Raw genomic sequence first — 12,989 nt, forward strand, 5'->3', positions numbered from 1 at the left:
CAACGGTGGTGAGGCGTCCATTATGCGTCAATTCCGGCGGCGGCGATGCGGCGGCTGATCCTTGCGGCAAGTCAATAGCCGTGCCGGCTGCCGGCGCTACAGTAGCCGGAGCCCACCACTACGCCATCACTGCCATGCGCACCTTGCTCACGAAAATCCGGAACACACTGGCGCCGCAGGCAAGCCTGCCGGCGGCCGCGCGCATGGAGCGGCTGTCGGACCGGCGCGGCCTGCCCGCCCTTGACCCCGGGCCTCAAGCCGTCGTCAAGGCTTGCACGGCCTGGCTGTGCGCGGCGCAAGACCATTCCAGCTCAAAGGACGGCGGTGTCGCGCGTGACTACAGCCTGCTGACAGGCTGGTCGAGTTCCTACCCGGAGACCACCGGCTACATCATCCCCACCGTCATCGCCGTGGCACGGCGCACGGGCGACGATGCCCTTCACGGGCGGGCGCGCCGCATGCTCGATTGGTGCGTGGCCATCCAGTTCCCCGAAGGCGGCTTCCAGGGGGGCAAGATCGACTCCACCCCGCGCGTGCCCGTCACCTTCAACACGGGGCAGATTTTGCTGGGCCTGGCCGCCGGCGTGGCAGCGTACGGCGCGGCCTACCAGGACGCCATGCACCGCGCGGCAAGCTGGCTGCGCGACAGCCAGGATGGCGACGGCTGCTGGCGCCGCCATCCGACGCCGTTCGCCAGCGCCGGCGACAAGGCCTATGAAACGCATGTGGCGTGGGGTCTGTTCGAAGCGGATCGCGTCGCACCGGGCCACGGCTATGGCGCGGCCGGCCTGCGCCAGGTCGACTGGGCACTGACGAAACAGCGCGCCAATGGCTGGTTCGCTTCGAACTGCCTGGACAATCCGCTGCTGCCCCTGACTCACACCATCGGCTACGCCTTGCGCGGCCTGCTCGAAGCGCATCGCTTTTCCGCGCGCGCCGGCCTGCTGGACGCCGCCGCGCGCACCGGCACGAGCGTCGCCAAGGCCGTGGCGGCCGACGGCTACCTGGCGGGCCGCCTCGGTCCTGACTTCCAGCCGGGGGCCGGCTACGCCTGCCTAACGGGTTCCGCGCAAAACGCGCATTGTCTGTTCCTGCTGTACCAGCTCACGGGCGAGCGGCGCTACCTCGACGCGGGGCGCCGCCTGAACCGCTTCGTACGGCGCTCCATCAGCATCGACGGTCCCGCGCACGCGCGCGGCGGCGTCAAGGGCTCGTTTCCCGTCGATGGCGACTATGGGACATGGGCTTACCTGAACTGGGCGGCCAAGTTCTGCATCGATGCCAACCTGCTGGAAATGGAAATCGGAGATGCTTGACGAGGCCAAGCGCGCCGCCAGGGCCGCACTGGAAGCATGGCGCCGCGCCGCCAGCGCCCGGCACGTGCGCCAGAACGCGCCCCATGTGACGCGCGGCGGATTGGCCGCCGATCTGGCGCGGCTGGGCATCGCGCACGGAGATACGCTGTTCATCCATTCATCGCTGAAAAGCCTCGGCTACGTGGAAGGCGGCGCGCCGGTCGTCGTACAAGCCCTGCAGGACGCCGTCGGCCCGCAAGGCACCCTGCTGCTGCCCACCTATTATCTGCCGGGCGGCACGGTGCGCGCCACCTGCGCCATGCCCGACTATGTGTTCGACCCGCGCCGCCATGGCACGCACATGGGCCGCCTGCCCGAAGCCTTCCTGGCCAGCGCCGGTGTCCGGCGCAGCATCCACCCCACTCACTCCGTGTCCGCGTGGGGCCGCCATGCCGTTCACCTTACCGAAGCGCACCACCACGCGCCCTCGATCTTCGGCATGGACTCGCCGTGGCAGCGTTTCATCGGCTGCGAGCAAGCGAAGGTGCTGGGCCTCGGCATTTCCATGGGATCCGTGACGTTCTATCACGCGCTGGAAGACGCCATGGGCGACGCCTTTCCCGTGCGCGTATGGGAAGACGATACCAAGCTGCTGCCTTGTCTGGACCATGACGGCCGGCGCTGGGACGTGCCCGTGCGCCCTTTCGACCAGGCAGTCGCCCAGCGCCGCATCGACCATCCCGGCCGCGCCGACCTGCGCGACTACTTTCACCGTGAATTCGACGCCGCCGGCCTGCGCGTCAACGGCCAAGTGGGCGACGCGGCGTCGTGGTGCATATCGGCGCAGGCATTTTATGCGCACCTGGGCCGGCTCGCGTCCGACGACGTGACGATCTACGCCACAGCGGCGCAGTTGGCGGCACGGCCGGTGAGGCCGTGACACGCCCGCGACTACTTGCGCTGCAGGTCATACACACCACCCCCATTGGCGACAAAATACAGGGTGCCACCGCCGTCATTCACCTCATCTTCGATGGGGCCATCCGTGCCACGCTTGCTCACCGTCCAGCTTCCCGCCTGCAAATCCGCCACCAGCACCTGCATGGACCCGCTGTATGCCGGCAACTCGACGTTGACAGTCCCGCCCAGCGGCAAGCCGCTTTTGGAAAACAGCACCACGCGGTCCTGGATCTTCACGCCGGCCAGCAGGGCCGAATCGATGGCCGTCGTCGGCAGCGCAGGCAGCGTGCTGCTGGCATCCATCACCTGCATCACGTTCAGGAACACATCCGTTTCGTTCCCGCTCGGCGGCGACACTTCCAGCCGCCACGCGCCCGCTTCCTCGGTCGAATAATCGGCTTCAGGCTGGATAGGATAGTTCGTGCCGCCGACGCTGAATTCATTGCCGCTGCCGCCGACCTTGGCCAGCAACGCATTCGCCGGCAGCAAGGTGCGGTTGATCAGCTTGCCGTTGTACTGCAAGGTGCTGTTGTAATCCCAGTCCGTGCGCTGGATAAGCACCGTGTCGCCGCTGATTTGCGGCTCAAACTGGCTGTGCAGCAGCCAGGTCTTCTTGAACCCCGCGTCGCTGGCGCTGACTTTGTCGAACACGATCAGGGCCGCCGGGTGATCCGTATTCTTGAGATTCAAGAACACGAATGAGCGCTGGAACTGGCGCACCTTGCTGCTGTACGCGGCAGTCAGGTCGCCCTTGATGTAGCTGAAGTCGGGCGCCCCGGCCGCGCCGCCGACCTGCTGCTGGCGCAGGACAGTGGCCACCTTGTAGCCATTGGCCAGTTCCGCCACGGATGACGGCTCGTCGCCCGGGAAGCGCTGCCCGCCGTCATTGGCATAGCCGTCGAAATTCTCGTCCGGGTCATGCACCAGCATGGTGTTGTGCGCGATGCTGCGCTTGTGATAATTCATGTCGTGCGCACTGCCGTATTCCAGGGGGATGCTGGGATCGGCCACATCCCTGCCGCTATAAATACCCGAATCAATGGCCAGGCCGCCCTTGTAGTAAATCTGAAAATGCCCGGCGTCATAATGCTCGTGGTTGCCGAACCAGTCGCCGCCGAGCTTCATCGTCGCCACGACATTGCCTGACTCCACATGTATGCCATCGGTCCACCCCGTGCGGGCGATCATCAGGCCGGCGGGATCCGGAAAATATTTGGTCAAGGGCAACGCAGCTGGACTCGGCGCGCTCCCCATGGCCGTATTGCCTAGCAGAATAGGCCAGATGCTGTCCTTCGGGTGGATAAAGCTGGTCGACGGCTGCAGCGACTGCTTCAAATACTCATGCTTCAAGGTGGGATTGTTGTAGTAGGTGGCGGGCAGCATAAAGGCCAGCGGTTCGCTCCAGTACTCCCTGCTGTTGGTGTAGGAGGAGTGATAGACGTCGCCATCACGCATCCATTGTCCGTCGGGGCGGCGCGTGTACAGCCAGTGATACGGCGTCATCTGCTGCACGGGATCGAACACGGGCGCGGCGCCCATGCGCCGGAATATCCATGCGGCGTACATATCCGCCAGGAAACGCACCGTGCCATACGACGCACCCTGGTGATACGCTTGCGCCGCGTAGGCATAGTTACGCGGCGCGATATAGTCGGCAAAGAAGCGCCCGGCAACGATATTGTAGACCAGCGGCGCCTCGTCATAGAAGGCGATGGCGGCCGACAGCTGGTCGCGCAGCAGCTGGTTGTCGCTGCCATGGCCGACGACGGGGCCTTGCCGCGATGGCGGAAAGCCGATTTCCATCGTGGCCGCCAGCTGCGTAAAACGCGTAACGACATAGGCGCGCTGCTGCGCACTCATCAGATGGAAGCACCAGTCATACACCATGGCGCTGGCCAGGATGATATCGCCTTTCTCGTTCGGGTGATTGTAGCCAGGCGCAAACTGCACGGCCGCCAGGTAGTCGAGCAGCATCTGCACGGCTTCCCGGCCCCGCTGCGCCTGCGCCGCCGAACCGCCGCGTTCGTACAGCAGAGAGTACAGCGCCTTCGCCTTGATCGCGCTCACGGCATCGACCTGGTGATTGCTCCTGGCCGGGCCGCCAGGCACGAACACGGGCAACGCCACCACCGCCGGTGCCGCGACAAACCCGTTCAGGACAGCGCGATGCTGCACCATTTCCTGCGCGCCGGACTCGAAACGGCTACGTATCGCGGCCAGGTCCCCCACCCGGGCAAACACGCGCGGATGCTCGCCGGCGGGCGGCAGCACGGTGGGCAGCGGATACACGCCATAGCCTTGCGGGACAAAATCGGCCAGCGCCGTGACCAGCAAGCAATCGATCCCCAGGCCGCCCTCGCGGTACTGGAGCTTCAGTTCGCGCTCGCCCGCCGCGAGCCAGCGCGTGACGGGCAGCCAGGTCCACTTCGGCGGCTGGCCGGCGGTGAACGGCACGGATGCACTGGCATAGGCGCCATTGTCGACCGCCAGGTACAAGGACGCGGCGTTCGCCGCCGACGCCAGCACGCGCAGCCAGATCGTATAGTTGCCATCGCGGGGCACGGTCACTCTGTACGACAATTGCGCCGCCGCGCCTGGCGACTCGGCACGCGCCAGGTCAGCCGGCGTACTCAGATAGCCGCCGCCGGAAACCACGTTGCCGCCCTGGCTTTCCAGCCCCCATGGCGCGCCAGGCGCCGTACTTTCCGCCTCAAACATGGCCTCGACGGGAAAAGGCGTGGCATGCAGGGCAGGACTGGCTGCCAGCAAGGCAAAAGAGATAAAACCGCGTTGCAGTGGGGACATGAGGAGAACTCCAGATTGTTGTATTTTAAACAGCAACAACAATACACCACCTGGCGATATTTGATTTCATTTTTATAACAAAAATACCTGAGCCGGCCGGCGACGGGCAAAAAAAAACCGCCCGGATCGTCATGACACCGGGCGGTTCTCATTGGGTTGGCTACAACATCAAGCCTGCGGGCGGTCCGCCTTTTTCTCGCGCGCCACGATATACAGCAGCACGATGATGACGGCATACGGCAGCAGCGACAGCGCGTCCGAGTGCAGGCCCGCGTAGAACGGGTTGCCGTGCTCGGCCCAGTCGGCCATCATCTGGTCGAAGTGCGTGAGCACGCCGGCCGTGATGGCGATGATGATGCCGGCCAGCGCGCCGCCGGCGATGTAGCCGGAGGCCAGCAGCACGCCCGAGCTGCGGTCGCCCGCCAACTGGCGCTCTTCCTCGTTCAGTTTCGCATTGTGTTCCAGCTTGTTGTTGCGGCGGTCCGCCAGCCAGCGCACCAGGCCGCCGACGAAGATCGGCAAGGTCGATGACAGCGGCAGATACACGCCCACGGAAAACGCCAGCGACGGGATACCGGCCATTTCCAGCACCACGGCGATCATCACGCCGAACAGCACCAGGGTCCAGGGCAGTTGCTGGTCGAGGATGCCCTTGATGATGTAGGACATCAGCACGGCCTTCGGCGCATCGTATTTCTTCACTTCCGAACCGTCCGGACGCTTGCTGTAATGGCCGTTAATGCCCGGATCGACCAGGTAAGCCAGCTGGCCATCTTCCTTGACGAAATACTTGCCGGCCGGGCCACCCACGGTGTCCGTCTTTTGCCAGACTTTATACGTATTGTGGTCGGTATCGGCTTGCGGGCCGTGCAGCTCGCCCGTCACCGTCAGCTTAGACGCGTCGACCGTCAGGCCGGGCGCCACTTGCGCGGCCGGCACGTAGACGGTGCTCGCTTCGTTCAGTTTCAGCAGAATCGGACCGAGGATCAGCGCGGACGACAGCGCGCCCGCCAGGATCGCGTACTGCTGCAGGCGCGGCGTGGCGCCCACCAGGTAGCCGGTTTTCAAGTCTTGCGACGTGGTGCCCGCATTGCTGGCGGCGATGCAGACGATGGCGCCCACCGACAGGGCCGTCACATAGTAACGCCCGCCCGTCCAGCCCATGATCAGGAAGATCAGGCAGGTAAACAGCAAGGTGGCCACGGCCATGCCGGAGATCGGGTTCGACGACGAGCCGATTTCACCGGTCAGGCGCGACGACACGGTGGCGAACAGGAAGCCGAAGACGAGGATCAGCAGCGCGCCGAGGAAATTCATGTGCAGCGGCGTGGCGAAGGTGATCACGGCGATGATGGACAGGCAGCCGATGACGACCCATTTCAGGGGGATGTCCTGGTCGGTGCGCAGGGTGGAATTGCTCTTGACGCCCTTGCCGATGCCTTTCAGGCCGGCCGACAGGCTACGCCAGATCATGGGCATGGCGCGCACGAGGGAAATCAGGCCGCCGGCGGCCACGGCGCCCGCGCCGATGTACAGCACGTAGGCACTGCGCACGTCGTCCGCGCCCATTTCGCTGATCAACTTGGTGCCAGGCGAGAGCACGGTGGTCAGGCTGTCGCCGAAGAACTTGATCATCGGGATCAGGAGCAGGTAAGACAGCACGCCGCCAGCCGCCATGGTGGCGGCGATGCGCGGACCGATGATGTAGCCCACGCCCAGCAATTCAGGGGAAATCTCGGCGCCGATGGAGCCGCCCTTGAGCGGCGCGGCAAATTCCACGCCCGGCGTATCCTTCCAGCCCTTGAACGAGATATTGAACACCTTGTACAGCAAGCCGACGGCAAAACCGCCGAAGATGATCTTCGCGCGGCGCTTCGCGTCCAGCGCGGCGGCCGAATCCTTCTCGATGCTTTCGCCGGCGGCGATGCGCGATTCTTCCGTGGCGGCCGCCTTGAGCACTTCGGCGCACGCCGTGCCTTCGGGGAATTTGAGTTCCTTGTGCTGGTCGACGATCATGGTGCGGCGCATCGGAATCATCATCAGGATGCCCAGCAAGCCGCCGAGGATACCGACCAGCATGACCCGCGAGATTTCCAGGTCGAAGCCGAGGATCAAAATGGCGGGCATGGTCACGCCCAGGCCGAAGGCCAGCGATTCGCCGGCCGAACCGGCCGTTTGCGTGATGCTGTTTTCCAGGATCGACGAATCCTTGCCGCCCACCTTCTTGGCCAGGCCGAACAGGGTGATGGCGATCACGGCGACGGGAATCGACGCGCTGACGGTCAGGCCCACTTTCAGCACCAGGTACAGCGAGGAGGCGCCAAAGACCATCCCAAGGATGACGCCCATGAATAGCGCGCGGAAGGTCATCTCGGGCAGCTTCGCATCGGCCGGAATGTACGGCTTCACGACGCTCGGTGTTGCATCTTTTGCCATGGATATTTCCTTAATTTTTAAAAATAAACAGCCCGGATTGACGCCCGGGCTATTTTCTTGAAGCCGAGACTATCGCACAGCCGCGTTTCGATGAAAAGGTTTTTTGCTCCCGGTCCCGGCGGCCAGCCCTGGCACCCCGCCCGCGCCGGAACGGCTGGCGCATTGGTCTATAATCGCTGCCACCGTGCCCTGCACGCTCACGTGAGACTGCCTTGACTGCCAAACGAACCGGATTCCCCTGGCCTTCCCGCCGCGCCACCGTGCGCGCTATCATCATCGCCGGCTGCGCCGCGCTGGCCGCTGCCCTGCTGCTGGCCGCCTACCTGTTCCTGTACGTGCGCCCCCGCCTGCCCGAACTGGGCGTCATCACCGACTACCAGCCGAAGATACCGCTGCGCGTGTACACGGCCGACAATGTGCTGATCGGCGAATTCGGCGAAGAGCACCGCGACTTCGTGCCGATTGCGCAAGTGCCGGAAATGATGAAAAAGGCTCTGCTGGCCATCGAGGATGGCCGCTTCTATGAACACCACGGCATCGACTTCGTGCGGGCCGGCGGCGCCGTGCTGTCGAACCTGCGCCACGGCTTCGGCCACGGCGGCGGCTCCACCATCACCATGCAGGTGGCGCGCAATTTCTTCCTGACGCGCGAAAAAGTCGCTTCGCGCAAGCTCAATGAAATCATGCTGGCCCTGAAAATCGAGTCGGCCCTGTCGAAAGACCAGATTCTCGAGCTGTACATGAACCAGATGTACCTGGGCCAGCGCTCGTTCGGCTTCGGCAGCGCGGCGCAGACCTACTTCGGCAAACCGCTCAATGAACTGTCGATCGCGGAAATGGCCATGCTGGCGGGCCTGCCGCAAAACCCGTCGCGCCACAACCCGATCAGCAATCCGAAAAAGGCGCACGCGCGCCAGCGGCTGGTCTTGAAACGCATGCGCGAACTCGATTACATCAGCGAAGGCCAGTACCAGCAAGCGCTGGCCCAGCCGCTGCATATCAATAGCCGCGGCAAGCAGGGTTTCGATACGCACGCCGAATACGTGGCCGAACTGGCGCGCCAGGCCGTCTACGCGCAGTTCAAGGAAGACAGCTACACCAAGGGCATCAGCGTCTACACGACGATCCTGAAAGCGGATCAGGACGCGGCCTATGCTTCGACGCGCCGCAACGTCATCGCCTACGACCAGCGCCACGGCTACCGCGGCCCGGAAACCTTCATCGACATGCCGGCCGACCCGGAGCAGCGCGACGACGCCATCGATGCGGCGCTGCAAAAACGCCCGGACAGCGACGGCCTGATCGCCGCCGTCGTCACGGACGTGGCCAGCGGCAAGGTGGTGGCCGATACGGGCGACGGCGACGCCAAGACGATCACAGGCGATGGCTTGCGCTTTGCCGCCCCCGCCCTGTCCGCCAAAGCGAGCGCCGGCATCAAGCTGCGCCCGGGCGCCGTGATCCGCATCACCAGGGATGGCAAGGACAACTGGGCCATCACGCAAGTGCCGCTGGTGGCCGCCGCGTTTGTGTCGCTCGACGCGGACACGGGCGCCTACCACGCCATGGTCGGCGGCTTCGACTACAACCTGCAAAAGTTCAATCACGTCACGCAGGCCTGGCGCCAGCCCGGTTCGGCCATGAAACCGTTCGTGTATTCGGCGGCGCTGGAAAAAGGCTTTTCGCCGGCCACCCTGATCAATGACGTGCCTTTGGAAATGCAGGCGGGCGGCAAGGTGTGGGCGCCGCAGAACGACGACTTCAAGTTCGACGGCCCCATCACCATGCGCTATGCGCTGGCGCAATCGAAGAACGTGGCCTCGGTGCGCATCCTGCGCGCGCTGGGCGTGTCGTACACGCACGACTTCCTGGAAAAATTTGGCTTCGACCCGGCCCGCCAGCCGAACAATCTGACCATGGCGCTGGGCACGGGTTCCGTCACGCCCGTGCAGATGGCGGGCGCCTACGCCCTGTTCGCCAATGGCGGCCACCAGGTGGAACCTTACCTGATCGACCGCATCGTCGATGCCAAGGGCGCCATCCTGATGCAAACCAAGCCGCCCGCGCCGAACGACGACAAGACCCTGGCGCTGGACCCGCGCAACGCCTTCGTGATGGACAGCATGCTGCGCGAAGTGGCGCGCACGGGCACGGGCGCGGCGGCGACAAAAAAACTGGGCCGGACTGACATCGCCGGCAAGACGGGCACCACCAGCGACGCCGTCGACGGCTGGTTCGCCGGCTACAGCGGCGGCATCGTGGCCGTGGCGTGGATGGGCTACGACGAGCCCAAGTCCCTGGGCGGACGCGAATTCGGCGCCACCCTGGCCATGCCGATCTGGATCGACTACATGCGCACGGCCCTGTCGACGCGCCCGCAAGTCACGCGCGCCGTGCCGGATGGCCTGAGCCAGGTCGACGGCGAATGGCTGTACGACGAATTCATCGACATGAACGGGATCAGGACCCTGGATATGGAAGCGGAGACGCCGACGGACCCGGCAGCCGTGCCGGAGACGCTGCCGGTGGAAACCACGAACTGATGAACCCGTAGGTCGGGTTAGGAGGAACGACGTAACCCGACAAGCCACAGTCGGCTCTTGTCGGATTACGCTTCGCTAATCCGACCTACTTCCGGCGCCTTGACCATGCTCAAATACCCGCGCGCCGTACTGACGACGCTATCGGCGAAATCGTCGACATTGACCTTCGCGGCGCGGTACTTCCAGCGTTTCACGTACCAGTCCTGGAACAGGGCCAGGCAGTGCGCGGCCAGCAAGGTCGGATCGCCCTGCGGCTTCGGTTCGATTTCGGCGATGGTGGCCGCGATCAGGGTCTGCACATACAGTTCCGAATTCTTCGCCATGCTGCGCTGCTCGACCTGCAGCACGCGCGAATCCATGAAGACGAAATAAAACCACGGCTGCAGCACTTCGGACAGGTAGATCGACGAGCGTATCATCGCTTCGAGGCGGTCCAGCGGCGACTTCACGTCGACGAACAGCAGCGGCAAGGCTTGCGTGGCGTGGCGCACCACGTCCTCGATCATTTCGGCCAGTTGATCCTTGCTGGTGATGTAGCCATACAGGCCGCCCATCGACAGCCCCGTCTCGCGGCACAGGTCGCGCAAGCTCATGGCGCGGAAGCCCACGTCATTGGCCAGGCGGAAGGTGGCGACGAAGATGCGTTCAAGATTTTCCAGCGCCGGCTTGCGGCGCTTGACGCCGATACGTTCCGCGTGGCGGTCAAGAATATATTCCCAGATGTTTTCGCCATTTAAAGGCGTCATCTGCTGAAACTGTTCAAAATTAAAATGGGTCGACAAGTGCATTCCCAAATAACGGTGTAAGAGCGATATCCATGCAATGCCTGGGCAAGGCACTGCAAGACGGCGGGACGGCTGATGCGGGGCCGATTATAGCTCAGGAAAACAACTATTTTACTTTTCAACTATGCAATGGGCGCATAAGCCACGCCAAATACCCACAGTTATTGCGCTGCATCATGCAATTCAAATGCAATTTACATCGAGCGGTGCTACATTTAAAAAACCGAGCGCTCGCTATTTTTAATGCATCGAGAATGCAAGGAGTGCACGGTTCACCGCTACAGCATCGACATTTCCATATTATTCAAATAACGGAGACAAAATGAAGACTCGCTTTTGGCAACTGCTATCCACCCTGCTGTTCACCCTCGCCATCCTGCCCGGCAGCGCCAGCGCCGCCGGCTACACGCAAACGAAGTACCCGATCGTGCTCGTGCACGGCCTGTTCGGCTTCGACAAGCTCGGTCCCGTCGATTATTTTTATGGCGTCTCCGACGCCTTGCGCAGCGGCGGCGCACAAGTGTATGTGACTACCGTGTCGGCCGCCAACAGCACGGAAGTGCGCGGCGAGCAGCTATTGTCGCAGGTGCGGCAAATCCTCGCCGCCACGGGGGCAAGCAAGGTCAATTTGATCGGCCATAGCCACGGCGGCCCCACGGCCCGCTATGTCGCCTCCGTGCGCCCCGACCTGGTGGCGTCCGTCACCAGCGTGGCCGGCGTGAACAAAGGCTCCAAGGTGGCAGACATCCTCAGCGGCGCCATTCCCAACACCAGCAACGCGTTGGGCAATGCGCTGGCCTCCCTGATCGGCATTTTATCGGGCAACAAGGGATTGCCGCAAAACGCGGGCGCCTCGCTGGCGTCGCTGTCCACGGCCGGCTCGCTCGCTTTTAATAGCCGCCATCCGCAAGGTGTGCCCACCTCCGCCTGCGGCGAAGGCGCGTACCAGGTACAAGGCGTGCACTATTTTTCCTGGAGCGGCGCGCAACCGTACACGAACGTGCTCGACGTGGGCGACCCGGTACTGGCAGCCATCAGCCTGGCCTTCGGCGGTGCCAAGAACGATGGCCTGGTCAGCAGCTGCTCCAGCCACCTGGGCAAGGTAATCCGCGACGACTACGCCATGAACCACCTCGATGAAGTCAACCAGTTCGTCGGCATCGTCAACCTGTTCGAAACGAACCCCGTCACCGTCTTCCGCCAGCAGGCCAACCGCCTGCAAGGCCTGGGACTGTAAGGAGAAGCGCATGCACGCGAAATCGATCATCGGCGGCAGTCTGGCGGCCCTGGCCCTGTACCTGGCGCTACGCCCTGGCGAAGCGCCGGCCCCGCCGCCGGAAAAGGCGGAACCGGACCTGTTCGCGTTCGTGCGCTCGATGGAAGGCACGCGGCCCGACGGCAACGTGACGGTGGCCACCGGCGACAAGCTGGTGGTCGACGCGGAACTGGCGCACCTGTTCGACTACTACCTGGCGGGCCTCGGTGAAAAGCCGCTGGCCGCCATCCGCAGCCAGATCGAGGCGGAACTGGACCGGCGCCTGGCGCCAGTCCCCGCCCGCGAAGCCAAGCGCCTGCTGGGCGCGTATCTGGCCTACAAGCAGGCGCTGGCCGGCGCGGAACAGGCGTTGCCGGCGCAAGCCGATGCGGCCCTGGCGGCGCGCGCGCGCCTGCAAGCCATGCGGGCCTTGCGCGGCAATTACTTTACGCCAGAGGAAAGCGCGGACCTGTTCGGCGCCAGCGACGCGTACGACGACGATGCCGTGGCGCGCATGGCCATCCTCGGCGACACGTCGCTCGATGAAGCGCAGCGCCAGTCGCAACTGGCGGCGCTCGATCAAAAAATGACGCCCGCCCAGCGCGCCGCACGCGACGCGCCGCTGCAGGTGGCGCAGCTGGACGCCTCCGTCAGGACCTTGCGGGCGCAGGGCGGCGGCGAGAATGAAGTGTACCGCCTGCGCGCCAGCACCTTCACGCCGGCGGCAGCGGCGCGCCTGGCGGAACTGGACCGCGAAGAATCGCAGTGGCAGCAGCGCATCATCGCGTATCAAGCGCTCAAAGCCCAGAAAGCCAGCCTGCCCGGCGGCGCGCAGGATGCGGCAGCCCTGCAGCAGCTGCGCGACGCCAGCTTTACCCCGGACGAACAGCGCCGGCTGGGCGCCTACGAATAG

Annotated in this window: 8 protein-coding genes; 5 read left to right on the forward strand and 3 right to left on the reverse strand. The window is 64.2% G+C overall.

The window, feature by feature from the left end:
* Window positions 1-134 precede the first annotated feature (134 nt).
* Together AC54AG_RS09380 and AC54AG_RS09385 are read left to right on the forward strand one after the other, a co-directional pair.
* Window positions 135-1,316 (forward strand): prenyltransferase/squalene oxidase repeat-containing protein, encoded by a 1,182-nt coding sequence (locus AC54AG_RS09380; protein WP_496630129.1) that lies wholly within the window; start codon window positions 135-137, stop codon window positions 1,314-1,316.
* Window positions 1,309-2,235 carry an AAC(3) family N-acetyltransferase gene (locus AC54AG_RS09385; protein ID WP_496630130.1) on the forward strand — a complete coding sequence of 309 codons (927 nt, stop codon included), beginning with the start codon at window positions 1,309-1,311 and terminating at the stop codon, window positions 2,233-2,235. Before AC54AG_RS09380 ends, AC54AG_RS09385 begins: the two co-directional genes overlap by 8 nt.
* A gap of 11 nt (window positions 2,236-2,246) precedes the next feature.
* Here AC54AG_RS09385 and hepB read toward each other — a convergent pair whose 3' ends face one another.
* Both hepB and AC54AG_RS09395 read right to left on the reverse strand, forming a co-directional pair.
* Window positions 2,247-5,060: a heparin/heparin-sulfate lyase HepB gene (hepB, locus tag AC54AG_RS09390; protein WP_496630131.1), complete on the reverse strand. Its 2,814-nt coding sequence runs from the start codon at window positions 5,058-5,060 to the stop codon at window positions 2,247-2,249.
* A gap of 168 nt (window positions 5,061-5,228) precedes the next feature.
* Window positions 5,229-7,496: an OPT family oligopeptide transporter gene (locus tag AC54AG_RS09395; protein ID WP_058049920.1), complete on the reverse strand. Its 2,268-nt coding sequence runs from the start codon at window positions 7,494-7,496 to the stop codon at window positions 5,229-5,231.
* A gap of 260 nt (window positions 7,497-7,756) precedes the next feature.
* Here AC54AG_RS09395 and AC54AG_RS09400 point away from each other — a divergent pair, with 260 nt between their 5' ends.
* Window positions 7,757-10,036, forward strand: a complete 2,280-nt coding sequence (locus AC54AG_RS09400; protein ID WP_496630132.1) for a penicillin-binding protein 1A — start codon at window positions 7,757-7,759, stop codon at window positions 10,034-10,036.
* 65 nt (window positions 10,037-10,101) lie between these two features.
* Here AC54AG_RS09400 and AC54AG_RS09405 read toward each other — a convergent pair whose 3' ends face one another.
* Window positions 10,102-10,782, reverse strand: a complete 681-nt coding sequence (locus tag AC54AG_RS09405) for a TetR family transcriptional regulator (protein ID WP_456130656.1) — start codon at window positions 10,780-10,782, stop codon at window positions 10,102-10,104.
* A gap of 361 nt (window positions 10,783-11,143) precedes the next feature.
* Here AC54AG_RS09405 and AC54AG_RS09410 point away from each other — a divergent pair, with 361 nt between their 5' ends.
* Both AC54AG_RS09410 and AC54AG_RS09415 read left to right on the forward strand, forming a co-directional pair.
* Window positions 11,144-12,058: a lipase family alpha/beta hydrolase gene (locus AC54AG_RS09410; protein WP_496630133.1), complete on the forward strand. Its 915-nt coding sequence runs from the start codon at window positions 11,144-11,146 to the stop codon at window positions 12,056-12,058.
* 10 nt (window positions 12,059-12,068) lie between these two features.
* Window positions 12,069-12,989 carry a lipase secretion chaperone gene (locus AC54AG_RS09415; RefSeq protein ID WP_496630134.1) on the forward strand — a complete coding sequence of 307 codons (921 nt, stop codon included), beginning with the start codon at window positions 12,069-12,071 and terminating at the stop codon, window positions 12,987-12,989.

It is taken from the genome of Janthinobacterium sp. BCJ23 (assembly GCF_059617945.1).

Bases quoted from the DNA above. Each gene is read 5' to 3' on its own strand.
- hepB (WP_496630131.1), bottom strand. From the start codon at position 5,060: ATGTCCCCACTGCAACGCGGTTTTATCTCTTTTGCCTTGCTGGCAGCC.
- AC54AG_RS09405 (WP_456130656.1), bottom strand. From the start codon at position 10,782: ATGACGCCTTTAAATGGCGAAAACATCTGGGAATATATTCTTGACCGC.
- AC54AG_RS09415 (WP_496630134.1), top strand. From the start codon at position 12,069: ATGCACGCGAAATCGATCATCGGCGGCAGTCTGGCGGCCCTGGCCCTG.
- AC54AG_RS09380 (WP_496630129.1), top strand. From the start codon at position 135: ATGCGCACCTTGCTCACGAAAATCCGGAACACACTGGCGCCGCAGGCA.
- AC54AG_RS09395 (WP_058049920.1), bottom strand. From the start codon at position 7,496: ATGGCAAAAGATGCAACACCGAGCGTCGTGAAGCCGTACATTCCGGCC.
- AC54AG_RS09410 (WP_496630133.1), top strand. From the start codon at position 11,144: ATGAAGACTCGCTTTTGGCAACTGCTATCCACCCTGCTGTTCACCCTC.
- AC54AG_RS09385 (WP_496630130.1), top strand. From the start codon at position 1,309: ATGCTTGACGAGGCCAAGCGCGCCGCCAGGGCCGCACTGGAAGCATGG.